The sequence below is a fragment of the Streptomyces sp. NPDC025618 genome (genome assembly GCF_055558795.1).
In genome coordinates, this window is the sequence record NZ_JBVHLW010000004.1 from 97221 (window position 1) to 119249 (window position 22029).

24 protein-coding genes are annotated in these 22029 nt (G+C 71.7%); 8 read left to right on the plus strand and 16 right to left on the minus strand.

From position 1 onward, the window contains the following. The first annotated feature begins 80 nt into the window (after positions 1-80). On the plus strand, positions 81-1352 hold the full coding sequence (locus ACZ4A5_RS05960; protein ID WP_467578860.1) for a nucleotide sugar dehydrogenase: 1272 nt from the start codon (positions 81-83) through the stop codon (positions 1350-1352). 36 nt (positions 1353-1388) lie between these two features. Here ACZ4A5_RS05960 and ACZ4A5_RS05965 read toward each other — a convergent pair whose 3' ends face one another. From ACZ4A5_RS05965 to ACZ4A5_RS05985, 5 genes are all read right to left on the minus strand, one after another. Continuing rightward, on the minus strand, positions 1389-2543 hold the full coding sequence (locus ACZ4A5_RS05965; protein ID WP_398869026.1) for a rod shape-determining protein: 1155 nt from the start codon (positions 2541-2543) through the stop codon (positions 1389-1391). A gap of 243 nt (positions 2544-2786) precedes the next feature. Continuing rightward, positions 2787-3914: a GuaB3 family IMP dehydrogenase-related protein gene (locus tag ACZ4A5_RS05970; RefSeq protein WP_116212340.1), complete on the minus strand. Its 1128-nt coding sequence runs from the start codon at positions 3912-3914 to the stop codon at positions 2787-2789. A gap of 248 nt (positions 3915-4162) precedes the next feature. Next, a complete protein-coding gene (guaB, locus tag ACZ4A5_RS05975; protein WP_361531092.1) occupies positions 4163-5665 on the minus strand; it encodes an IMP dehydrogenase in 1503 nt (500 codons plus the stop codon). Between the two features lie 142 nt (positions 5666-5807). After that, positions 5808-6410, minus strand: coding sequence for a sigma-70 family RNA polymerase sigma factor (locus tag ACZ4A5_RS05980; RefSeq protein ID WP_301886704.1), 603 nt, complete (start codon positions 6408-6410; stop codon positions 5808-5810). Between the two features lie 369 nt (positions 6411-6779). Beyond that, a complete protein-coding gene (locus ACZ4A5_RS05985; RefSeq protein WP_003948568.1) occupies positions 6780-7391 on the minus strand; it encodes a response regulator transcription factor in 612 nt (203 codons plus the stop codon). A 452-nt stretch (positions 7392-7843) separates the two neighbouring features. Here ACZ4A5_RS05985 and ACZ4A5_RS05990 point away from each other — a divergent pair, with 452 nt between their 5' ends. Next, the gene (locus ACZ4A5_RS05990) at positions 7844-8155 is read left to right on the plus strand and encodes a WhiB family transcriptional regulator (protein ID WP_361531089.1); all 312 of its coding nucleotides are present in this window, start codon (positions 7844-7846) and stop codon (positions 8153-8155) included. A gap of 21 nt (positions 8156-8176) precedes the next feature. On the opposite strand, the gene ACZ4A5_RS05995 is transcribed toward ACZ4A5_RS05990, so the two are convergent. After that, on the minus strand, positions 8177-9091 hold the full coding sequence (locus ACZ4A5_RS05995; RefSeq protein ID WP_398869024.1) for a LysR family transcriptional regulator: 915 nt from the start codon (positions 9089-9091) through the stop codon (positions 8177-8179). 79 nt (positions 9092-9170) lie between these two features. Between ACZ4A5_RS05995 and ACZ4A5_RS06000 the strand changes: the two genes are divergently transcribed. After that, positions 9171-9836, plus strand: coding sequence for an MOSC domain-containing protein (locus tag ACZ4A5_RS06000; RefSeq protein ID WP_467578865.1), 666 nt, complete (start codon positions 9171-9173; stop codon positions 9834-9836). A gap of 71 nt (positions 9837-9907) precedes the next feature. After that, positions 9908-10681 (plus strand): SDR family NAD(P)-dependent oxidoreductase, encoded by a 774-nt coding sequence (locus ACZ4A5_RS06005; RefSeq protein WP_467578867.1) that lies wholly within the window; start codon positions 9908-9910, stop codon positions 10679-10681. A gap of 77 nt (positions 10682-10758) precedes the next feature. On the opposite strand, the gene groL is transcribed toward ACZ4A5_RS06005, so the two are convergent. The 3 genes from groL to ACZ4A5_RS06020 form a co-directional block, all read right to left on the minus strand. Next, a complete protein-coding gene (groL, locus tag ACZ4A5_RS06010) occupies positions 10759-12381 on the minus strand; it encodes a chaperonin GroEL (protein WP_467578869.1) in 1623 nt (540 codons plus the stop codon). A gap of 133 nt (positions 12382-12514) precedes the next feature. Continuing rightward, entirely contained in the window at positions 12515-12823 is a 309-nt protein-coding gene (gene groES, locus ACZ4A5_RS06015) for a co-chaperone GroES (protein WP_398869019.1), read from the minus strand. A gap of 340 nt (positions 12824-13163) precedes the next feature. After that, a complete protein-coding gene (locus ACZ4A5_RS06020) occupies positions 13164-14018 on the minus strand; it encodes a polysaccharide deacetylase family protein (RefSeq protein WP_467578872.1) in 855 nt (284 codons plus the stop codon). A 119-nt stretch (positions 14019-14137) separates the two neighbouring features. On the opposite strand from ACZ4A5_RS06020, the gene ACZ4A5_RS06025 reads away from it, so the two are divergent. Next, positions 14138-15325 carry a THUMP-like domain-containing protein gene (locus tag ACZ4A5_RS06025; protein WP_467578874.1) on the plus strand — a complete coding sequence of 396 codons (1188 nt, stop codon included), beginning with the start codon at positions 14138-14140 and terminating at the stop codon, positions 15323-15325. 25 nt (positions 15326-15350) lie between these two features. Here the strand turns inward: ACZ4A5_RS06025 and ACZ4A5_RS06030 are convergent, their stop codons facing one another. Beyond that, complete coding sequence (locus ACZ4A5_RS06030) at positions 15351-15626, minus strand: DUF1876 domain-containing protein (protein WP_467578876.1); 276 nt, start codon at positions 15624-15626, stop codon at positions 15351-15353. A gap of 158 nt (positions 15627-15784) precedes the next feature. Between ACZ4A5_RS06030 and ACZ4A5_RS06035 the strand changes: the two genes are divergently transcribed. Continuing rightward, the gene (locus ACZ4A5_RS06035; protein ID WP_467578878.1) at positions 15785-16006 is read left to right on the plus strand and encodes a hypothetical protein; all 222 of its coding nucleotides are present in this window, start codon (positions 15785-15787) and stop codon (positions 16004-16006) included. A gap of 74 nt (positions 16007-16080) precedes the next feature. On the opposite strand, the gene ACZ4A5_RS06040 is transcribed toward ACZ4A5_RS06035, so the two are convergent. The 4 genes from ACZ4A5_RS06040 to tsaB all read right to left on the minus strand — a co-directional run bounded on the left by ACZ4A5_RS06040 (position 16081) and on the right by tsaB (position 18834). Then, positions 16081-16446, minus strand: a complete 366-nt coding sequence (locus ACZ4A5_RS06040) for a hypothetical protein (RefSeq protein ID WP_467578880.1) — start codon at positions 16444-16446, stop codon at positions 16081-16083. A 90-nt stretch (positions 16447-16536) separates the two neighbouring features. Continuing rightward, a complete protein-coding gene (gene tsaD / locus ACZ4A5_RS06045; protein ID WP_467578882.1) occupies positions 16537-17676 on the minus strand; it encodes a tRNA (adenosine(37)-N6)-threonylcarbamoyltransferase complex transferase subunit TsaD in 1140 nt (379 codons plus the stop codon). Then, positions 17660-18142 (minus strand): ribosomal protein S18-alanine N-acetyltransferase, encoded by a 483-nt coding sequence (rimI, locus tag ACZ4A5_RS06050; RefSeq protein WP_467579129.1) that lies wholly within the window; start codon positions 18140-18142, stop codon positions 17660-17662. Before rimI ends, tsaD begins: the two co-directional genes overlap by 17 nt. Positions 18143-18165: 23 nt before the next feature. After that, on the minus strand, positions 18166-18834 hold the full coding sequence (gene tsaB / locus ACZ4A5_RS06055; RefSeq protein ID WP_467578884.1) for a tRNA (adenosine(37)-N6)-threonylcarbamoyltransferase complex dimerization subunit type 1 TsaB: 669 nt from the start codon (positions 18832-18834) through the stop codon (positions 18166-18168). A gap of 128 nt (positions 18835-18962) precedes the next feature. On the opposite strand from tsaB, the gene ACZ4A5_RS06060 reads away from it, so the two are divergent. Further along, positions 18963-19544, plus strand: a complete 582-nt coding sequence (locus ACZ4A5_RS06060) for a hypothetical protein (RefSeq protein ID WP_467578886.1) — start codon at positions 18963-18965, stop codon at positions 19542-19544. 98 nt (positions 19545-19642) lie between these two features. On the opposite strand, the gene ACZ4A5_RS06065 is transcribed toward ACZ4A5_RS06060, so the two are convergent. Then, entirely contained in the window at positions 19643-19822 is a 180-nt protein-coding gene (locus ACZ4A5_RS06065) for a hypothetical protein (RefSeq protein ID WP_467578888.1), read from the minus strand. 174 nt (positions 19823-19996) lie between these two features. On the opposite strand from ACZ4A5_RS06065, the gene tsaE reads away from it, so the two are divergent. Then, positions 19997-20524, plus strand: coding sequence for a tRNA (adenosine(37)-N6)-threonylcarbamoyltransferase complex ATPase subunit type 1 TsaE (gene tsaE / locus ACZ4A5_RS06070; RefSeq protein WP_467578890.1), 528 nt, complete (start codon positions 19997-19999; stop codon positions 20522-20524). Positions 20525-20751: 227 nt separating this feature from the next. Here tsaE and ACZ4A5_RS06075 read toward each other — a convergent pair whose 3' ends face one another. After that, entirely contained in the window at positions 20752-22020 is a 1269-nt protein-coding gene (locus ACZ4A5_RS06075; protein ID WP_467578892.1) for an alpha/beta fold hydrolase, read from the minus strand. Between the last annotated feature and the right edge of the window lie 9 nt (positions 22021-22029).

A 22029-nucleotide genomic window follows, 5' to 3' on the forward strand; every position in this document is an offset into this window, starting at 1 on the left:
AACAGTCATATATCCGCTTAACCTGATGTATGCCCTCCAGGTCGTCCAGGGACCGGCCCTCCGGGAAGGACCGCCTCGCCATGCCCGCAGATCTCGCCGTCATCGGTCTGGGCCCCCTCGGCCTCCCTCTCGTCCGGGCAGCCACCGCCGCCGGCATCGCCACCATCGGCTACGACCCCGACCCCTACACGGTCGCCGAGCTCCGCGCCGGACGGCTGCCCTCGGAGGGCGTCGACGGCACCCTCACCGCCGCCGACGTCCGCCGCATGCTCGCCGCCGGCTTCCGGCCGACGACCGCGGACGCCGAGCTGGGCAGGGTCCGCACGGCCGTGATCTGCGCCCCCACCCGGCTCGGCGAGGACCGGGCGCTGGACCTGACGCCCGTCGGGGACGCGGCCCGCACGCTCGCGGCGCGGCTGCGCCCGCACACCACGGTGCTCCTGGAGTCAGCCGTCTACCCAGGAGCCACAGAGGAATACCTGCTTCCCTTGCTGGAGGCAGGCTCCGGGCTGCGCGCCGGACGGGACTTCCATCTGGCGTACTCCCCCAGCCGCGCCGACCCCGGCAACCGCCGCCACAGCTACACCACCACCCCCAAGGTGCTGGGCGGACTCACGCCCGCCTGCACGGAGGCCGCCGCCACCTTCTACGGCCGGATCTGCGAGAAGATCGTCCGCGCGCGCGGACCGCGCGAGGCGGAGACGGTGCGGGTGCTGGAGACCAACTACCGGCACGTCAACATCGCGCTCGCGAACGAGATGGCGGTCTTCTGCCACGACATCGGCGTCGACATGTGGGACGTCGTGCGCTGCGCGGAGACCAAGCCCTTCGGCTTCCAGGCGTTCCGCCCGGGGCCCGGCGTGGGCGGCCACGGCGTGCCCGTCGACCCCAACTACCTCTCCTACAAAGGCCGCAGCCTCGGCTACCCGCTGCGCATGGTCGAACTCGCGCAGGAGGTCAACGGGCGGATGCCGCGCTACGTCATCCAGCGCTGCGCCACGCTCCTCAACGAACACGGCAAGTCCGCGCGCGGCGCGCGCGTCCTGCTGCTCGGCGTCAGCTACAAGGCGGACATCGCCGACCAGGAGGGCTCGCCCGCCCGCGAGATCGGCTCCCGGCTGATCGAACTGGGCGCCCAGCTCAGCTATCACGACCCCTACGTCGCGCAGTGGCGCGTGCTCGGGCAGCCCGTGCCGCGCGCGGACTGCCTCTACGAGGCCGCCTCGGAGGCGGACCTGACCGTGCTCCTCCAGCACCACCGCACGTACGACCTCCAGGGGCTGGCGGTGAAGGCACAGCTGCTGCTGGACACCCGCGGGGCGACACCGGCGGGGGCCGCCCACCGGCTGTGAGAAGCACGGCCCCCGGACCGCCCGGCCCCGGACCGGCTACAGCCGGCCCGTGCCCAGCAGGCGGTTCGGCTGCGCGTCCAGGACCGTCTTCAGCGACGCGAAGTCCTCCACGCAGCGCCCCGTACCGACCGCGACGCAGTCCAGCGGCTCGTCGGCGACGATGACCGGGATGTCGAGCTCCTTGCTCAGCCGCACGTCCAGGCCGCGCAGCAGCGCGCCGCCGCCGGTGAGGACGATGCCGCGGTCCATGATGTCGCCCGCGAGCTCCGGCGGCGTCTCGTCCAGGGTCTGGCGGACCGCCATGACGATGGCGTCCACCGGCTCGGCCAGCGCGTGCCGGATCTCGTCGGCCGTCAGCTCCAGCGTCTTCGGCAGACCGCTTACCTGGTCGCGACCGCGAATGGTGAAGCGGTCCGGCGGCAGCAGGCCCTGCGTCTCCTCGGGGTCGCCGCCCACGTCCTCCAGGCCGTCGTTCTTCTCCAGCTGCTTGGCGAGCGCGGTGAGCCCGGCGGCGGTCCAGGAACCCGTGGGCGAGGCCGAGCCGATGCTCATCTTGATTTCCTCGGCGGTGCGTTCACCGATCGCGAGGGCGAACTTCTTCTTCACGTACGAGGTGATGGCCACGTCCATCGCGTCCCCGGCGGTGCGCACGGAGCGGGCCGTGACGATGCCGCCCAGCGAGATCACCGCGACCTCGGTGGTGCCGCCACCGATGTCGACGACCATGCAGCCGGTCGGCTCGCTGACCGGCAGCCCCGCGCCGATCGCCGCCGCCATCGGCTCCTCCACCAGGTGCACCTGACGGGCGCCGGCCCGGGACGCGGCCTCGATGACCGCGCGCCGCTCGACACCCGTGATGCCGGACGGCACGCACACCACGACGCGCGGACGGGTGAAACGGCGGTTGCCCAGCACCTTCTTGATGAAGTGCCGCATCATCCGCTCGGCTATCTCGAAGTCGGCTATGACGCCGTCGCGCAGCGGGCGGACCGCGACGATGTTCGAGGGGGTGCGGCCGATCGTCTCCTTGGCCTCCGTACCGACCGACAGCACGCTGCCGTCCTCGGCGTTGACGGCGACAACTGATGGTTCGTTGAGCACAACCCCCTTACCCCGCACGTACACCAGCGTGTTCGCCGTGCCGAGGTCGATCCCCATGTCCCTGCCGCTGAACGACTTGCTTTGCGCCATAAGGTGCCATTATTCCTTACAGTCGAACTTTTATACGGAGTTCACAGCGGGCCGCTCGCTGTCGGTGACAGCGGTGACCGCACTGCCGCGGCGCCCGCTCCCTCTCGCTCCTTCACTTTCGCAAGAGGTCACACACCACATGAGTCACCCCCGGCATCAGCGGTTCCCGTAAACACCGGCCGCCGCGGAAACGACGAGGGCCCGGACCGCCGAAGCGGTCCGGGCCCTTCGCCCTGCTGAAGGTCAGCGGTTGTCGTGCTGCGACGGCGCGACCGTCACCTCGACCCGCTGGAACTCCTTGAGCTCGCTGTAGCCCGTGGTCGCCATGGCACGGCGCAGCGCGCCGAACATGTTCATCGACCCGTCCGGCGTGTGCGAGGGGCCGGTGAGGATCTCCTCGGTGCTGCCGACCGTGCCCAGGTTCATGCGCTTGCCGCGCGGCACGTCCTCGTGGACGGCCTCCATGCCCCAGTGGAAACCACGGCCCGGCGCGTCGGTGGCGCGGGCGAGCGGGGAGCCCATCATCACGGCGTCGGCACCGCAGGCGATGGCCTTGGGCAGGTCTCCGGACCAGCCCACGCCGCCGTCGGCGATGACGTGGACGTAGCGGCCGCCAGACTCGTCCATGTAGTCCCGGCGGGCGGCGGCCACGTCGGCCACCGCGGTCGCCATCGGGACCTGGATGCCCAGGACGTTACGGGTGGTGTGGGCCGCGCCGCCGCCGAAGCCGACGAGGACGCCCGCCGCGCCCGTACGCATCAGGTGCAGCGCCGCGGTGTACGTGGCGCAGCCGCCGACGATGACCGGGACGTCGAGCTCGTAGATGAACTGCTTCAGGTTCAGCGGCTCGGCGGCGCCGGAGACGTGCTCGGCGGAGACGGTCGTGCCACGGATCACGAAGATGTCCACGCCGGCGTCGACGACGGCCTTGGAGAACTGCGCGGTGCGCTGCGGGGAGAGCGCGGCGGCGGTCACGACACCGGAGTCGCGGACCTCCTTGATGCGCTGCCCGATCAGCTCCTCCTTGATGGGGGCCGCGTAGATCTCCTGGAGGCGCCGGGTCGCGGCGGTCTCGTCCAGCTCGGCGATCTCGGCGAGGAGCGGCTCCGGGTCCTCGTAGCGGGTCCACAGGCCCTCGAGGTTGAGCACGCCCAGGCCGCCCAGCTCGCCGATGCGGATGGCGGTCTCGGGCGAGACGACCGAGTCCATGGGCGCGGCCAGGAACGGCAGCTCGAAGCGGTAGGCGTCGATCTGCCAGGCGATCGAGACCTCCTTCGGGTCGCGGGTACGGCGACTCGGGACGACGGCGATGTCGTCGAACGCGTACGCCCGGCGGCCGCGCTTGCCGCGCCCGATCTCGATCTCAGTCACGTTTGTGGCCTTTCCTTCTTCGTCTGCCGCATCCCAGTATCCCTGACGCGATGCGGTTCCGGCGGCGGCGGATCCGCGGGGCTCCGCCCCCGCCCCCGGACCGCAAACCGCCGGGCGGGCTGAATGATCAGCCCGCCCGGCGTTTGTGGATTCCGACAATCAGCGACGCGAGTAGTTCGGCGCCTCGGTCGTCATCTGACAGCCCCGCCCGGGGGACAACCCCCGGACCCCCGGCCGGACACCCAGCCTCAGCGACGCGAGTAGTTCGGCGCCTCGGTCGTCATCTGGATGTCGTGCGGGTGGCTCTCCTTGAGGCCCGCCGCCGTGATGCGGACGAACGTGCCCTTGTCCTTGAGCTCCTGGACGTTCGCCGAGCCGACGTAGCCCATGGAGGCGCGCAGGCCGCCGATGAGCTGGTGGGCGACCGAGGACAGCGGGCCGCGGTAGGGCACCTGGCCCTCGATGCCCTCGGGGACGAGCTTGTCCTCGGAGAGGACGTTGTCCTGGAAGTAGCGGTCCTTGGAGTACGAGCGGGCCTGGCCGCGCGACTGCATCGCACCCAGCGAGCCCATGCCGCGGTACGACTTGAACTGCTTGCCGTTGATGAAGACCATCTCGCCCGGCGACTCCTCGCAGCCCGCGAGCAGCGAGCCGAGCATCACCGTGTCCGCGCCGGCGGCGATCGCCTTGGCGATGTCGCCCGAGAACTGCAGGCCGCCGTCACCGATCAGCGGGACGCCCGCCGCGTGGCACGCCTTCGCGGCCTCGTAGATCGCGGTGACCTGCGGCACGCCGATGCCGGCGACGACGCGGGTGGTGCAGATCGAGCCCGGGCCGACGCCGACCTTGACGCCGTCCACGCCCGCGTCGATCAGCGCCTGGGCGCCGTCACGCGTGGCGACGTTGCCGCCGACGACATCGACGTTGATGTTGGACTTGACCTTGGCGATCATGTCCAGGATGCCGCGGCTGTGGCCGTGGGCGCTGTCGACGACCAGGAAGTCGGCACCGGCCTCGACCAGCGCCTGGGCGCGCTCGTACGCCTCGTCGCCGACACCCACGGCGGCACCGACGACCAGGCGGCCCTCGGAGTCCTTCGCGGCGTTGGGGTACTTCTCGGCCTTGACGAAGTCCTTGACCGTGATGAGGCCCTTGAGCACGCCGGCGTCATCGACCAGCGGCAGCTTCTCGATCTTGTGGCGGCGGAGCAGCTCGATGGCGTCCTCGCCGGAGATCCCGACCTTGCCCGTGACCAGCGGCATCGGGGTCATGACCTCGCGCACCTGGCGGCCGCGGTCCAGCTCGAAGGCCATGTCGCGGTTGGTGACGATGCCGAGCAACTTGCCCGCCGGGTCGGTGACCGGCACACCGCTGATGCGGAACTTCGCGCACAGCGCGTCCGCCTCGGCCAGCGTGGCGTCCGGGCGGACCGTGATCGGGTCGGTGACCATGCCGGACTCGGAGCGCTTGACCAGGTCGACCTGGTTGGCCTGGTCCTCGATGGAGAGATTGCGGTGCAGGACACCGGCGCCGCCCTGGCGGGCCATGGCGATGGCCATGCGCGCCTCGGTCACCTTGTCCATCGCCGCGGACAGCAGCGGGATGTTCACCCGGACGTTGCGCGAGACCCGGGAGGAGGTGTCGACGCCGTTCGGCAGGACCTCTGAGGCGCCCGGCAGCAGCAGGACGTCGTCGTATGTCAGACCGAGCATCGCGAATTTCCCGGGCATTCCGTCGACGTTGTCAGTCATGACACCTTCCCAATGGTCTTGCCCCAGCGCGGACTCCCATGCTAACGGCCGTCACAGGTGTCCCATTCCACGACGGCTGAGTCCCGCGTCACTTGGATATTCCTATGAAGAGGGGGTGCCGGGCGGCTTGGACCCCTCTCCGTCACTGCTCGGCGAGCGCCCGCAGCCTGCTCAGCGCCCGGTGCTGGGCGACCCGCACGGCACCCGGGGACATGCCCAGCATCTGCCCCGTCTCCTCGGCGGTCATCCCGATGGCGACGCGCAGCAGCACCAGCTCGCGCTGATTCTCCGGGAGATTGGCCAGGAGCTTCTTGGCCCACTCGGCATCGCTGCTGAGCAGCGCCCGCTCCTCGGGTCCCAGGGAGTCGTCGGGCTGCTCCGGCATCTCGTCGGAGGGCACCGCGGTGCTGCCCGGGTGGCGCATGGCGGCGCGCTGGAGGTCGGCGACCTTGTGCGCGGCGATGGCCACGACGAACGCCTCGAAGGGACGGCCGGTGTCGCGGTAGCGCGGCAGGGCGCAGAGCACCGCGAGGCAGACCTCCTGCGCCAGGTCGTCCACGAAGTGCCGGGCGTCGCCCGGCAGCCGCGAGAGCCGGGTGCGGCAGTAGCGCAGCGCGAGGGGGTGCACCAGCGCGAGCAGATCGTGTGTGGCCCGCCGGTCCCCCTCGACAGCGAGGGTGACGAGTGCGCCGATCTCCCCGGGGGCGGCAGCCGCGGGTGACCCCGTCGTGTCGTCGTCGCGCATCGGTCCATGGTGCCTTGACGCCAAGCGATCCACGGCACCGCCTTCATAGTCGTGCATCGAACCGTTACGCGTAGGTGTCCTCGTACTCACGTCTCGCGTCTCCCCCTTCCGGGTATACCCGCCCCCGCCCTCACGACTCCACCGATAGCTTGTGCCGGTACCGCGTGGCACAGGACAGGGCTTGTCCGTCATGGGGTCATCGCCGACCGAGTGCGGAGCCTCGGCCTCCGGCCGGGGAGGGGTCACACTCCAAGGATGCGGCATCCCTCGGAGTTTCGGCGCTGCACGGCCACGCGATGAGGTCACGGCACGGTCACCTACCCGGGTGGCGCGCACCGCGACCTCACGGCGCTGCGCGCCACTCCCGGCTCAGCGAACCAGGCCCCAGCGGAATCCGAGGGCCACGGCGTGGGCCCGGTCCGAGGCGCCCAACTTCTTGAAGAGCCGCCGCGCGTGGGTCTTCACGGTGTCCTCGGAGAGAAACAGCTCACGGCCGATCTCCGCGTTGGAACGGCCGTGGCTCATCCCCTCGAGCACCTGGATCTCACGCGCGGTGAGAGTGGGGGCGGCGCCCATCTCGGCCGAGCGCAGCCGCCGGGGGGCGAGCCGCCAGGTCGGGTCGGCGAGCGCCTGCGTCACGGTGGCCCGCAACTCGGCGCGCGAGGCGTCCTTGTGCAGATAACCGCGCGCCCCGGCGGCGACCGCGAGCGCGACGCCGTCGAGGTCCTCGGCGACCGTGAGCATGATGATGCGTGCGCCGGGGTCCGCGGAGAGCAGCCGGCGGACCGTCTCGACACCGCCGAGTCCGGGCATCCGTACGTCCATCAGAATGAGGTCCGAACGATCGGCGCCCCAGCGGCGGAGGACTTCCTCGCCGTTGGCCGCCGTCGTCACACGCTCGACGCCGGGCACGGTCGCCACCGCACGGCGGAGCGCCTCTCGGGCAAGCGGGGAATCGTCGCAGACGAGGACGGATGTCATGACCGTCCTCCGCAGCTGATGCGCGTCACCTTGAGCCTCCAGGCTGGTACTGATCGTCACCTGTGCGATCGACGCTCTCCGGCAGGCTCGGACATCTGCCCGACTGCTTCATCCGTCAACCGCCTCCGCCCTCTCAACGACGGTCACCCGAAAGAGTTACGGGCTCGGTCGGCCACGTTCGGCACTCTACGTGAGGGCGCGGACACGGAGCAGGGCGCATTGGGGGCGCCCTTCGCGGCGCACAAGCTATGCCCCATTTGCCCAGGCGGACCAGTCTTTCTTCCCATTTGCCGGTGTCTATGACTAGATTCGCAATCAGTCATATTTACATCTGCTTCCACGGCAGACGTAGACGGCACAGGCAGTGCGTCCGCATCAGATCGCTCGTGCCGGGCCGCTTCCGCCGGATCCTCCGGCGGATCGCCCCGGCGGATCGCTTCGAGGGGATAGCCATGGCAGATTTCTCCCGCCTTCCCGGTCCCAACGCCGACCTGTGGGACTGGCAGCTCCTGGCGGCGTGCCGCGGGGTCGACAGCTCGCTGTTCTTCCACCCCGAGGGCGAGCGCGGCGCGGCCCGCAGCGCGCGCGAGACCTCGGCGAAGGAGGTGTGCATGCGCTGTCCCGTACGGGCGGAGTGCGCGGCCCACGCCCTGGCCGTGCGGGAGCCCTACGGCGTCTGGGGCGGCCTCACCGAGGACGAGCGCGAGGAGCTGATGGGCCGCGCGCGGCACCGGGTCATCGCCGTGACCCCCACCAGCGCCTGAGCGCCTCCGGCCCGGCCCTCGCTACGGACGCGCGGCCGCGGTCGCCAGCTGGTCGAGCATCGCCGCCACCGCCGGCACCCGCGCCAGGTCCGGCAGCGTGAGGGCCACGATCTCGCGCTGCACCACCGGCTCGACCGGCACGGTGCGCGCACCCTTGGGGCGTACGGACTCCAGCGCCAGCTCCGGCATCACCGCCACCCCGAGCCCCGCCCCGACCAGCCCGAACACCGCCGGGTAGTCATCCGTCGCGAAGTCGATCCGGGGCGTGAAGCCGGCGCCCTCGCACACCTCGACCAGGTGCTTGCGGCAGCGCGGGCAGCCCGCGATCCACGACTCCCCGGCGAGCTCCGTGATCCCTATCCGCTCCGCCCCGGCCAGCCGGTGGTCCTCCGGCACCACGCCGATGAGGCGGTCGGTGAGCAGCGGGCGCACGACCAGGTCGTCCCACTCCGCGGCCGCGGCGGGGTCGGCGCCCCGCACCTCGGGGTAGCGGAAGGCCAGCGCGATCTCGCAGTCGCCGTCGCGCAGCATCTCCACCGAGCGCGGCGGCTCCGCCTCCACCAGCGAGACCCGGGTGCCGGGGTGCGCGGCGCGCATCCGCGCGAGGGCGCACGGCACCAGCGTCGAGCTGCCGCTGGGGAAGGACACCATCCGCACCCGCCCGGCGCGCAGGCCGGCGATCGCGGCGATCTCCTCCTCGGCCGCGGTCAGCCCGGCGAGGATCCCGGAGGCGTGCCGGACCAGCGCCGCACCGGCCTGGGTGAGGCGCATCTCGCGTCCCGTGCGGATCAGCAGCGGGGTGCCCGTGGACTGCTCCAGGGCCTTCATCTGCTGGCTGACGGCGGGCTGGGTGCACCCCAGCTCCCGGGCCGCGGCCGAGAAGGAACCGGTGGCGGCCACCGCGCGCAGCACCCTCAGGTGACGAGCCTCGATCATTCTTCGAGCATAAGCCCACCTTGGGGGTGATCGTAAATATCGGTTCACTACTTTGAGCGACGTCGCCTAGCCTTCCCCCATGCATCTGCACTCCGTGAACATCGGCCGCGGCCGCAGCGAGGATCTCCCCGGCTTCGCCGCCGGGCTGGCCACCGGCATCGACAAGCGCCCCGTCACCGGCCCGGTCGCCGTGGCGGCCCCCGGCCCCCGGGGCACGGGGGGCAGCGGCCTCGCCGGTGACACCGTCGTGAATCTGCGCCACCACGGCGGGGACGACCAGGCGGTGTACGCGTTCGCGCGCGAGGACCTCGACCGCTGGGAGCGCGAGCTCGGGCGCGCGCTGCCCGACGGGGCGTTCGGCGAGAACCTCACCACCAGCGGGGTCGACGTCAACGGCGCGCTCATCGGCGAGCGTTGGCGCGTGGGCGCGGACCTGCTGCTGGAGGTGAGTTCCCCGCGCATCCCCTGCCGCACCTTCGCGACCTGGCTGGGCGAGGAGGGCTGGGTCAAGCGCTTCACACAGGCGGCCGCCCCCGGCGCCTACCTTCGGGTGATAGCCCCCGGAGAGGTCCGTGCGGGTGATCCCGTCACCGTCGTCCACCGGCCGGATCACGCCGTTTCGGTCTCGTACGTCTACCGCGCCCGCACCCTCGAAAGGGACCTGCTGCCCGGCGTTCTGGCAGCTGGCGACGCGCTGCCCGCGGGCATCCGGGAGAAGGCGCTCGCGGATGCCGCCGCCCGCTGAGCGCGGCCGGGGACCGGCAAAAAGCGGACGGCGCACCGCCACGGGGCGCCCCCGGGCTCTAACGTGCCTGTATGACGACTGTATTGATCACAGGAGCGACCGCCGGGATCGGCGCCGCCTTCGCGCGCAAGCTCGCGGCCGACGGCCACGACCTGGTCCTCGTCGCCCGCGATGAGGAGCGCCTGCACGAGCAGGCGACCGACCTCCACGACCGGCACGGCGTGGAGGTCGAGGTCCTCCCGGCCGATCTCGCCGAGGACAAGGGCATCGAGTCCGTCGAGGCCCGGCTCCGCGACGGCTCGCGGCCGGTGCATCTGCTGGTCAACAACGCCGGGTTCGGCAACAAGGGCGCCTACCTCGAAGTGCCGATGGCCGACGAGCTGCGGATGCTCAAGGTGCACTGCGAGGCGGTGCTGCGGCTGACCTCGGCGGCGGCGGAGGGGATGCGGGAGCGCCGCAGGGGCGCGGTCGTCAACGTGGCGTCGGTGGCCGCCTTCACCCCGCGCGGCACATACGGCGCGAGCAAGTCGTGGGTGGTGCAGTTCACCCAGGGCGTGGCCCGGGACCTGGCAGGCTCGGGCGTGCGGCTGATGGCCCTGTGCCCCGGCTTCGTGCGTACGGAGTTCCACCAGCGGGCCGGGATGGGCACGGACAACGTCCCCGGCTGGCTGTGGCTGGACGCGGACAAGGTGGTCACGGCGGCGCTGCGCGACCTCGCGCACGGCAAGACCCTCTCCGTGCCGGACCCGCGCTACAAGGCACTCACGGGTCTGATGCGGCTGGCGCCGCGCGGTGCCGTGAGCCGGGCGTCCTCCACGACGGGCCGCAAGTACGGACCGAAGTAGCCGGAAGCCACCGGGAACGGCCGCGGCCCGGCACCCCCGAGGGGGCACCGGGCCGCGGCCGCGCGATGCGCGTGGCGTCAGTGCGCGTGCCCGTGGCCGTGACCGGCCTCGGGCTCCTCGTCGGCCGGCTTCTCGACGACCAGGGTCTCGGTCGTGAGCAGCAGCGACGCGATGGACGCGGCGTTCTCCAGCGCGGAGCGGGTGACCTTGACCGGGTCGATGACGCCGGCCTTCACCAGGTCGCCGTACTCGCCGGTCGCGGCGTTGAAGCCCTGGCCCTTGTCGAGCTCGGCGACCTTGGAGGTGATGACGTAGCCCTCCAGGCCGGCGTTCTCGGCGATCCAGCGCAGCGGCTCGACGGCGGCGCGGCGGACCACGGCGACACCGGTGGCCTCGTCGCCGTCCTTGCCGAGGTTGCCCTCGAGCACCTTGACGGCGTGGACCAGCGCGGAGCCACCACCGGAGACGATGCCCTCCTCGACCGCGGCGCGGGTCGCGGAGATGGCGTCCTCCAGACGGTGCTTCTTCTCCTTGAGCTCGACCTCGGTGGCCGCGCCCACGCGGATGACGCAGACGCCGCCGGCGAGCTTGGCGAGGCGCTCCTGGAGCTTCTCGCGGTCCCAGTCGGAGTCCGTGGACTCGATCTCGGCCTTGATCTGGTTGACGCGGCCGAGGACGTCCTCGGAGCTGCCGCCACCGTCGACGATGGTGGTGTCGTCCTTGGTGACGGTCACGCGGCGGGCGGTGCCCAGCACGTCCAGACCGGCCTGGTCGAGCTTGAGGCCGACCTCCTCGGCGATGACGGTGGCACCGGTGAGGGTGGCCATGTCGCCGAGCATCGCCTTGCGGCGGTCACCGAAGCCGGGCGCCTTGACGGCGACGGCGTTGAAGGTGCCACGGATCTTGTTGACGACGAGGGTGGAGAGCGCCTCGCCCTCGACGTCCTCGGCGATGATCAGCAGCGGCTTGCTGGCGCCGGCCTGGATGACCTTCTCCAGCAGCGGCAGCAGGTCCTGGATCGAGGAGATCTTGCCCTGGTGGATCAGGATGTACGGGTCGTCGAGGACGGCCTCCATGCGCTCCTGGTCGCTGACCATGTAGGGCGAGAGGTAGCCCTTGTCGAAGGCCATGCCCTCGGTGAAGTCCAGCTCCAGGCCGAAGGTGTTGGACTCCTCGACGGTGATGACACCGTCCTTGCCGACCTTGTCCATCGCCTCGGCGATGAGCTCGCCGACCTGCTTGTCCTGGGCGGACAGCGCGGCCACGGCGGCGATGTCGGTCTTGTCGTCGATCGGACGGGCGGTCGCGAGCAGCTCGTCGGAGACGGCCTTGACCGCGGCGTCGATGCCCTTCTTCAGGGAGGCCGGGGAAGCACCGGCGGCGACGTTGCGCAGACCCTCACGGACCAGCGCCTGGGCCAGGACGGTCGCGGTGGTGGTGCCGTCACCCGCGATGTCGTTGGTCTTGGTCGCCACCTCCTTGACGAGCTGGGCGCCCAGGTTCTCGTAGGGGTCGTCGAGCTCGACCTCACGCGCGATGGTGACACCGTCGTTGGTGATGGTCGGGGCACCGAACTTCTTGTCGATGACGACGTTGCGGCCCTTGGGGCCGATCGTCACCTTGACCGTGTCGGCCAGCTTGTTGACACCGCGCTCGAGGGCGCGACGGGCGTCCTCGTCGAACTTCAGGATCTTCGCCATGGTTGCTTCAAGTCCTCTCGTTGCGATCCTCGGCCACGCAGCGGCGGCCGCTATCGCTCAAACGAACTGCGCCCCGGGCGCCCGGCCGGTGAAGAGCGGGAGCACGGGGCGCAGATCAAAAACTTCGGGTGAATTACTTCTCGACGATCGCGAGGACGTCGCGGGCCGAGAGGACGAGGTACTCGTCGCCGTTGTACTTCACCTCGGTGCCGCCGTACTTGCTGTAGAGCACGACGTCGCCGACGGACACGTCGAGCGGAAGACGGTTGCCCTCCTCGAAGCGACCCGGACCGACGGCGAGGACGACGCCCTCCTGGGGCTTCTCCTTCGCGGTGTCCGGGATGACCAGGCCAGAGGCCGTGGTCTGCTCGGCGTCGAGCGGCTGGACCACGATGCGGTCCTCGAGCGGCTTGATGGCAACCTTGGAGCTGGCGGTCGTCACGATCCGACCTCCCCCTTCGGAGATCTCACGGGGTTAACTGTCTGAGGTGGCGACCAGGTCGGATCCGTCGTCGCGGGTGCCGGATCTGCCCGTCGCTGTGTTTGGCACTCCCGGGTGGAGAGTGCCAACGGAAGCGAGACTATGACGCGGTTAGCACTCGGTCAAGCGGAGTGCCAATTCGCCGTGCGGCGCGCGCCGTGACGCGGGGGTGGATCTTCCCCTGCGCCACCGGCCGTAATCGTCGTCCGCACCAGCGCTTCACGGCGGCGCGCCTCCACCGCCGGACGGGCCCGGCGCACCGCATCCGGTCTGCCGCCCGCGACGGAGCCGCGCGCCTCGCTCAGACGTAGTCCTCCAGGCGGGCCACCGTGTAGCCCTGCCGCTGGATGCTGCGCAGCATGTTCGTCACCATCTCGGTCATCGAGGTGCCCTTGAGCTCCTGCGGCCCGCGGAAGTGCGCGAGGACGATGTCGCCGGGGCGCAGCTTGTCGCCCTCGGCGTAGCGCATGTCGTTGATCTGCATCGTCGCCTCCCACAGCACGAGCGCCTTCACCCCGCAGCTCCCGGCGGCGGTGAGCGTCGCGTCGTTGTAATTGCCGTAAGGCGGGCGGAACAGCCACGGCTCGACCCCGGTCCGCTTCTTCAGCCGGTCCTGCTGCCCGCATATCTCGTGGCGCTGGGCGTCGGGCGAGAGCGTGCGCAGGTTGGGGTGGGAGAGGGTGTGGTTCTGGATGGTGTCGGGGTGGCCGGCGTCGCCCCGGAGCTGCTCGAAGTAGCCGTAGCCGCGGCCCGCGCGGGCGATGTCGTCCGTCAGGAACATCGTGTAGGGCAGCTTCAGGTCCTTCGTCATCTTCACGAACTCCGGGTCCTTCTCGGCCCCGTCGTCGAAGGTCAGGAAGACGACCTTGTCCTTGGTCTCCACCCGCCGCACGACCCTGGGCTTCTCCCCCCGCTTCATCCCGTCCGTCACCTTCCCCGCGGGCGGCGCGGGCGGCGCGGCGAGGGGCGCGTCGAGCCCCCAGCGGCGGTACGCGCCGGTGTCGGCGGAGGGCGACGCCGAGGGCGCTTCCGTACGGCCGGTGGCCGACGGGGCGGACTTCCCCGGTCCGGAGGACGATCCGGAACACCCGGAGACGAGTCCGGCGAGCAGCAGGGCGACGGCGACGGCCCGGGGGCCGGATATGGAAGGACTCACCCATCCGATTCTTGTGCACTCGTTCGAGTTAGGCGAGGCGGGTACGGGTGGCCGCGTCCCGGAGGCCGGCCGCGGAAGCCGATTACGGAAAGCGGCGGGGCTGGGGAAAGAATGAAACCGTGCCCGCACCGAACCAGCCGACCGAAGCCTTCGCCGCCCTTCTCACCGCCGAGGGGCGCCACCTCCTGGACGAGCTCCGCGACCACGACCCCGCCCAGGAGCTGGCCACCGCGACCCGGCTGCGCCGTGAGCACCCGGCCGAGCTGGTCTCCGCCGCGATCGGGCAGGCGCGGCTGCGGCAGCGGGCCGTCGCGAAGTTCGGGGCTGAGGACGCGTACCGCATGTTCTTCACCCCCAACGGCGTCGAGCAGTCGACCCGCAGGACCGTGGCGGAGTACCGCGCCGCCCGCTTCGCCGCGCTCGGCGTCCGCTCCGTGGCCGATCTCTGCTGCGGCATCGGCGGCGACGCGCTCGCGCTGGCCCGCGCGGGCGTACGGGTCCTCGCCGTCGACCGCGACCCGCTGACCTGCGCGGTCGCGACCGCCAACGCGGAGGCGCTCGGCCTGGCCGAGCTCATCGAGGTGCGCTGCGCGGACGTCACGGAGATCGACACCGCAGCGTACGACGCCGTCTTCGTCGACCCCGCCCGCCGTGGCGGACGCGGCCGGATCTTCGACCCGGAGGCGTACTCACCCCCGCTGTCCTGGGCCGTGCGGGCCGCCCTCGCGGCCCCGCGCGCCGCGCTGAAGATCGCGCCCGGCATTCCGCACGAGGCGATCCCCGCCGAGGCGGAGGCCGAGTGGATCTCGGACGGGGGCGACGTCAAGGAAGCGGTGCTGTGGTTCGGCACCGCGCCCGGCACGCACCGCTCGACGCTCCTCCCCTCGGGCGCGACCCTCACCGGCCGCGGCCTCCCCGACCCCGCGGTCCGCCCGGTCGGCCGCTATCTCTACGAACCGGACGGCGCCGTCATCCGCGCCCACCTCGTCGCCGAGGTCGCGGAGGACCTCGCCGGCGGCCTGATCGACGAGACGATCGCCTATGTGACGGGCGACGAACTCCGCCCGACGCCGTACGCGACGCCGTACGAGATCACCGACGTGCTCCCCTTCAACCTCAAGCACCTCAAGAAGCTGGTGCGCGAGCGGGAGATCGGCGTCGCGGTCATCAAGAAGCGCGGCTCGGCGGTGGAGCCGGAGGAACTGCGCAAGAAGCTGAAGCTCGAAGGGGGGAACTCCTGCGTGATCGTCCTTACGCGCGTGGCGGGGGCCCCGACCATGCTCCTGGGGCATCCGGCCCAGGCGTAACCGGACCTCAAGTCCCGCCGCCGCGTCACTCGTTGCTGATGCCGTGCACGCGCTCGCGGGTGTGCGCCTGGATGTCCTTGATCGTGATGTCCAGCAGCTGGCTGGACAGGTGGTGCAGGGCGCGCGAGGCCGCCAGTTCGTCGCCGATCGCCGGGACGTTCTCGTCGGCGGGGTGGCAGTGCGCGGTGCCGTCGCCGACCATCGGGCCCGGCGCCCTGCCCGTGAGGCGGGCCTCGGCGGTGACCACGTGATCGTGTTCCTTGATGCTGACCTCGACAGTCCAGACCTTGCTGCCGCTCACGGGTGGACCTCCTTGCGCGCCGACGCGGTCCCACCACGCTGACACGCGGGTGCGGGGCGCGCACGGGGCCATGGGCCGAACGGGACTTCGCGGTACCCCTGAGCAGGTACCGCGAGAGTTGCTTACGCGGCCGGCCGCGCCCCGGGAAGCTGGTCACCGTGATCAGTGAGATTCCGCCTCGTGGGGCGTACGTCATCGACACCCGGACCGACCGGGTCGGCCAAGTCATGGACCACACAGGCGACTTCGTCCACCTACGCCCGCCCGGTGGCGGCAAGGAGTGGGAGTGCCCCGTCACCTCACTCCAGATCACGACCCTGCGCGCCTATCTGCGCGCACACGTGACGGACGTCAACAACCACCGGAGGTTCATCCGGTGACCGGCGGCGGTCGGTCGTGGTGACCCGCGTCGTCCCGCCCTTCGAGCAGCTCTGACCGGCTTCGCCGCTCGCCCCTACGCCAGATCCGTCAGATCCTCCGCGTAGAACGTCGTCAGCGGCTGGGGGCCTATGTACTGCTGGCAGTTGCACTGGCCCCGTTCATAGCTCGTCGGCTTCTTGTCCGCGTCCCAGGCCGACGGGAGCTCCACCGATTCGTGGCAGCGGCCCTGCTTGTCGTGTTTGGCCAGGTGGTGGGTGCAGCCGCAGACCGGCTGGGGTGGCTTGGACGCGGATTCCAGGGCCTCGCGCTGCTCGCGCTCGGTCTCCAGGAGTTCGAGCTTGCGCTCGTGGCGCGTGCGCAGGGCAGTGCGGCCCATGTCGGCCGCCTTGGTGAAGCCTCCGACGCCGAAAAAGATCAATACCCACCAGAGCCATTCCATATCCGGCTCCTCCCCGTCCGCCCTGCCCGGCCTCCAGAATAGGTGTTCCCCGTTCGGGCCCGGCAGGGCTGTGGACAACCCGCTACCGGCTCACGACTCGTACAGGTTCTTCTTGCTCAGCTCGTGCACGTGGTCGTGGTCGTGGGAGTGGCCGTGGTCATGGGAGTGCGCGTGGTCGTGGCCGGGTACGTGCGTCTCGGTCACCGGCAGCGAGGAGTCCGCCGAGAGGTCCCACGACGACGCGGACCGCCCCCGTGCCACCATCTCCGAGCCCAGGGCCGCGACCATCGCGCCGTTGTCCGTGCACAGCTTCGGGCGCGGCACGCGCAGCGTGATGCCGGCGTCCTCGCAGCGGCGGGCGGCCATGGCGCGCAGCCGCGTGTTCGCCGCGACACCGCCGCCGATCATGAGGTGGTCGACGCCGTTGTCCTTGCAGGCCCGCACGGCCTTGCGGGTCAGGACGTCCACGACCGCCTCCTGGAAGGACGCCGCCACGTCCGCGACCGGCACCTCCTCGCCCGCCGCGCGCCTGGCCTCTATCCAGCGGGCCACGGCAGTCTTCAGACCGGAGAACGAGAAGTCGTAGACCGGGTCGCGCGAGCCCGTCAGACCGCGCGGGAAGCGGATGGCCTCCGGGTCGCCCTCGCGCGCGTACCGGTCGATGACCGGGCCGCCGGGGAAGCCGAGGTTCAGCACGCGGGCGACCTTGTCGAACGCCTCGCCCGCCGCGTCGTCGATCGTCGAGCCCAGCGGGCGGACGTCGGAGGTGATGTCCGGCGCGAGGAGCAGCGAGGAGTGTCCGCCGGAGACCAGCAGGGCCATCGTCGGCTCGGGCAGCGCGCCGTGTTCGAGCTGGTCGACGCAGATGTGCGAGGCGAGGTGGTTCACGCCGTAGAGCGGCTTGCCGAGGGCGTACGCGTACGCCTTCGCGGCCGAGACCCCGACGAGCAGCGCGCCGGCGAGGCCGGGGCCCGCGGTGACGGCGATGCCGTCCAGGTCCTTGGCGCTGACCCCCGCCTCCTTGAGCGCCCGCTCGATGGTCGGGACCATCGCCTCCAGGTGGGCGCGGCTGGCGACCTCGGGCACCACGCCGCCGAAGCGGGCGTGCTCGTCGACGCTGGAGGCGACGGCGTCCGCGAGCAGCGTGTGGCCCCGGACGATGCCGACGCCCGTCTCGTCGCAGGAGGTCTCGATGCCGAGGACGAGGGGTTCGTCAGCTCTGGGAGCCATGGGTCATTCCTTGCACTGCGGAGTTCGGATCGGAAAGGCGCATCACGAGCGCGTCGACGTTACCGGGCTGGTAGTAGCCACGGCGGACGCCGACCGGCTCGAAGCCGAAGCGCTCGTAGAGCCGCTGGGCGCGGGTGTTGTCGACGCGCACCTCCAGGAGCACCTCACGGCACTCGAAGGCGGTCGCGGTGGTGAGCAGTTCGGCGAGCAGCCGGGCGCCGAGGCCGGTGCTCCAGTGCTCGTGGGCGACGGCGATGGTCTGTACGTCGCCGGTACCGTCGATCGCGGCGAGGCCGGCGTAGCCGACGACGTGGCCGTCGGGGGCCTCGGCGACCACATAGCGGCGGTTGGCACCGGCGCCGCGGGCGTGGGCGAGCTCGGACCAGAACAGGCCCTTGGACCAGGCGTCGTCCGGGAAGAGCACGCGCTCCAGCTCCAGCACCGGCCCGATGTCCCACCAGCGCATCTCGCGGATACGCACTGTCTCGGTCACTTCGGTGTGACCACCTTGTAGTTCGCGGGCACCTGCGCGTCCGGACGGCGCAGATAGAGCGGCTGGGCCGGCAGGAACTCCCCGCCCGTCCGCAGCTTCTCCACCGCCAGCGACGCCAGGGCGCCCGCCGACTGGTGCTCGGGCATGTCGGTGCGCACGTCCGTGAACGCGTCCGGATAGAGCAGCCCGCCCGCGCCGATGACGGTCAGCCCGGCGAGCGGCTCGGTGAGGTCGGCGGGGCGGTCCACGGCGGGCTCGGTGACGCGGGTACGCGCGTCGCCGTACCGCGCCCAGTAGACCTCCTTGCGGCGGGCGTCCGTCGCCACGACGAACTCGCCCTCCAGCCCCCGCTGCCCCGCCGCGTACGCGATCCCGTCGAGCGAGCACAGCCCGTGGACGGGCACGGAGAGCGCGGCGCCGAAGGTCGCGGCGGTCACGATGCCGACGCGCAGGCCGGTGTAGGGGCCGGGGCCGACGCCGACGACGATGCCGGTCACGTCCGCCAGCGTGCGACCTGCCTCGCCGAGCACCCGGTCGACGGCGGGAAGCAGCAGCTCACCGTGCCTGCGGGCGTCCACCTGTCGCGATTCGGCGATGACTTTGTCGCCGTCGTGGAGGGCGGCGGTGACGGCGGGGGTTGCGGTATCAAGAGCGAGCAGCAGCACACTGACAGCCTACGGCGCGCCATGGGGCGGACGGTGCCCGCGCCCGCTCTCGCCGAGGGCGCGGCGGGGGCGTACGCGGGTGCTACGGTCAGCCGCATAGCCGTACGCAGGACGAAAGGGTGCGCAGCGTGGCACGCAGCAGCTCGGGAGCGATGGTGACAGCGCTCACCGCGGTGGCGCTGGCCGGAGTCGGGTTTCTCGCCTACCAGGCGGACGCCGCGCCCGGACGCCCGCACGCGGCCGCTTCCGCCGCCCCGTCCGGCTCCGGCACGGTGTCCCCCGGCCAGGACGCCGGCGGCAAGGACAAGCCCGCGCAGGACCCCGCCACGACCGTCCCGGCGAACTCCGGCACCGGGAAGCGGGTCGTGTACGCGCTCGGGGCCAAGCGGGTGTGGCTGGTCGGCGTGAACGGGCAGCCGACCCGGTCGTTCGAGGTCGCGCCCAGCGCGGTGAACCCGCTGCCGGGGTCCTACAAGGTGACCTCGCGGACGCCCACCGGCAATGGCTCGGACGGGGTCCCGATCGAGCACATCGTGCGCTTCCACCAGAACGCGGCCGGTGTCGTCTTCGGCTTCAGCGCGGCGGTCGACGGTTCGTCGCCGAAGCCGTCCGCCACGCAGAAGACCGGTGGCATCCGGGAGCAGCCGGCGGACGGGCGGGCCATGTGGGAGTTCGCGGTGAGCGGGGCGAGCGTGGTGGTGGTCCCGTAAGGGGGCACCGGCGGCCCCTGCGGGGGCACCGGCCGTCGGGGGCTACGCGCCGTTCACCCTGACGGGTTTCTTTTTCCCGGCGCGGCCGGGGGCTCGTCTCACGCCGCCGGGCGGTCGCGTTCCTCTTCGGGCCCGGGGGCCCGCGGGGGCGTGGACACCGCGTCCGCCGCCGCGCACGCCGCCAGGAGGTCCCGCATCGACAGGGGCCGCTCTTCGGACCGCTCGTCACGGCGGTCGGCAGCAGGCGCAGGCTCGGCGGCTGGTTCTCGGGCCGTCATGAGTGCCTCCTGGGGCAGCTGGGCAAGGTTAGGTAGACCTAACCGTGTCTCTGTCTTCCATGTGACCACGCCGGAGACCGCCCGCGCAACATGTTGCCGACGGCTTGTCGGAATGAAGCGGCGTACGGCGACATGAAGCGGCGTACGGCGACGGGCCCCGTACCATCGACGGGTATGAACGCCCCGCATGACATCTCCACCGCCAACATCGCCCATCTGACCGTCAAGTCCGCCGAGGACATGCGGGACTTGGGCCGCAGGCTGGCCGCGCTGCTGCGGCCCGGCGATCTGGTCCTGCTCACCGGTGAGCTGGGCGCGGGCAAGACGACGCTGACCCGTGGGCTGGGCGAGGGCCTGGGCGTGCGGGGCGCGGTCACCTCGCCCACCTTCGTGATCGCCCGCGTCCACCCGCCCCTCGGCTCCGGCCCGGCCCTCGTGCACGTCGACGCCTACCGGCTGAACGGCGGCCTGGACGAGATGGAGGACCTCGACCTGGACGTCTCCCTGCCGGAGTCGGTCATCGTCGTGGAGTGGGGCGACGGCAAGGTCGAGGAGCTCTCGGACGACCGCCTGCACGTGGTGATCGAGCGGGCCGTGGGGGCGGAGGCGGATCTCTCCGAGGACGCGGACGACGTGCGGGGGGTTCGCTTCGAGGGTGTGGGCGAGCGGTGGGCCGGCGCGGACCTGGCTGGGCTGGGCTGAGGTCTCGGGTGCGGGGCGGCTCCGCCGTGGGGAGCGCGCCTTGGGCCCCCCGTGGGTCCGTTGCCGCCTGCGGCGGGAGCGGCCTGCGGCCGCGTCCTCAATCGCCGGACGGGCTGGATTGCGCGGACCGTGGCCACCCTATTCAGCCCGTCCGGCGCTTGAGGACACCGCGCGGAGCGCGGTCAGAGGGGGGCTGAGGGCAAGCCCCCGGTTCCAGAGGAACCGGTTCAGACCCGGCGCCGCGCCGCCGATACCCGCTCGCACGACGCCCCCGCCGCCGCGGCGAGCAGCTCCATCAAGCAGCCGGAAACCACTTCCGGCTGCTCCATCATCGCCATATGGCCGACCCCGGGGAGAAGCACCAGCCGCGCGTCCGGGAGGACCTCCGCGATCGCCTCGGAGTGCGCGCTCGGGATCATCAGGTCCTTGTCGCCGGCTATGACGGCGACGGGACGGTCGGCGAACGTACAGAGCGCCTCGACCTTGTCGTGCCCCGCGAAGACCTGGTAGAACTCCGCGACGATGTCGACCGGGGTCGCCTCCAGGAGGCGCTCGGCGAAGCGGGCGACGGCAGGGTCCACGTCGCGGGAGCCGAACGAGTAGCGGCGGATGAGGCCCGCGAAGAGGTCGGCGGTGGCCCGGCGGCCGCGCTCCACCAGTTCCGGCTGCGTGGCCATCACCTTGAAGACGCCCGGCAGCACTCGCCGCACCACGCTCATGCCCGCGGCCGGCAGCCCGTACGTATTGGCCGCGAGGCCGCCCGAGGACGTGCCGACGAAGGCCGTGCCCACGACACGCTCGGCGATCAGCCCGGGGTACTGCGCGGCCAGCGCCATCATCGTCATGCCGCCCATGGAGTGCCCCACGAGCACCAGTGGTCCCTCGGGGGCGGCGGCGTCGATGACCGCCTTGAGGTCGCGGCCGAGCAGGTCGACGGAGACCGGAACGCTCCCGTCCAGCTGGGAGCGGCCGCGCTCCGAGCGGCCGTGGCTGCGCTGGTCCCAGAAGACCGTGCGGACGGCCCCGCGCAGCGCGGCCCGCTGGAAGTGCCAGGCGTCCTGGCTGAGGCAGTAACCATGGCTGAAAACCACGGTGACCGGCGGGGGCGGGCGCCGCCCGAAGATCCGCTTCAGCAGCGGTTCCTGCGCGCCGCCGGAGGAGCCGGCCGGGGCGTCCCCCACCTCGTCGACCTCGTAGTAGAGCTCCGTGCCGTCCTCGGCGACCGCCCGTCCCGGCCGGCCCCGCAGCGTGCCGTAGGGGCCCATCGAGTCCAGCGCGAGCCGGGCCTTGCGACGTACGCCGCGCCCCACGGTCAGACGTTCCACCGCCACGCCGACCGCGGCTCCGGCGGCCACCACGCCGATCGCGGCCGTGGCGACACCCGCGCCCCGGCGCCACCCGGCGCTCCCGGCCGCATCGACCGCGGCGGCCCCCAGGCCGGCCACGTCGGCCACTCGGGTCACTCCGGTCCCGTCGGTCTTCGCGCTGTCGCTCATGCCGTGCCC

Coding starts and splice junctions, on each gene's coding strand:
- ACZ4A5_RS05960 (WP_467578860.1), top strand. CDS start 81: ATGCCCGCAGATCTCGCCGTCATCGGTCTGGGCCCCCTCGGCCTCCCT.
- ACZ4A5_RS05965 (WP_398869026.1), bottom strand. CDS start 2,543: ATGGCGCAAAGCAAGTCGTTCAGCGGCAGGGACATGGGGATCGACCTC.
- guaB (WP_361531092.1), bottom strand. CDS start 5,665: ATGACTGACAACGTCGACGGAATGCCCGGGAAATTCGCGATGCTCGGT.
- ACZ4A5_RS05980 (WP_301886704.1), bottom strand. CDS start 6,410: ATGCGCGACGACGACACGACGGGGTCACCCGCGGCTGCCGCCCCCGGG.
- ACZ4A5_RS05985 (WP_003948568.1), bottom strand. CDS start 7,391: ATGACATCCGTCCTCGTCTGCGACGATTCCCCGCTTGCCCGAGAGGCG.
- ACZ4A5_RS05990 (WP_361531089.1), top strand. CDS start 7,844: ATGGCAGATTTCTCCCGCCTTCCCGGTCCCAACGCCGACCTGTGGGAC.
- ACZ4A5_RS05995 (WP_398869024.1), bottom strand. CDS start 9,091: ATGATCGAGGCTCGTCACCTGAGGGTGCTGCGCGCGGTGGCCGCCACC.
- ACZ4A5_RS06000 (WP_467578865.1), top strand. CDS start 9,171: ATGCATCTGCACTCCGTGAACATCGGCCGCGGCCGCAGCGAGGATCTC.
- ACZ4A5_RS06005 (WP_467578867.1), top strand. CDS start 9,908: ATGACGACTGTATTGATCACAGGAGCGACCGCCGGGATCGGCGCCGCC.
- groL (WP_467578869.1), bottom strand. CDS start 12,381: ATGGCGAAGATCCTGAAGTTCGACGAGGACGCCCGTCGCGCCCTCGAG.
- ACZ4A5_RS06040 (WP_467578880.1), bottom strand. CDS start 16,446: ATGGAATGGCTCTGGTGGGTATTGATCTTTTTCGGCGTCGGAGGCTTC.
- tsaD (WP_467578882.1), bottom strand. CDS start 17,676: ATGGCTCCCAGAGCTGACGAACCCCTCGTCCTCGGCATCGAGACCTCC.
- rimI (WP_467579129.1), bottom strand. CDS start 18,142: ATGCGCTGGTGGGACATCGGGCCGGTGCTGGAGCTGGAGCGCGTGCTC.
- ACZ4A5_RS06065 (WP_467578888.1), bottom strand. CDS start 19,822: ATGACGGCCCGAGAACCAGCCGCCGAGCCTGCGCCTGCTGCCGACCGC.
- tsaE (WP_467578890.1), top strand. CDS start 19,997: ATGAACGCCCCGCATGACATCTCCACCGCCAACATCGCCCATCTGACC.
- ACZ4A5_RS06075 (WP_467578892.1), bottom strand. CDS start 22,020: ATGAGCGACAGCGCGAAGACCGACGGGACCGGAGTGACCCGAGTGGCC.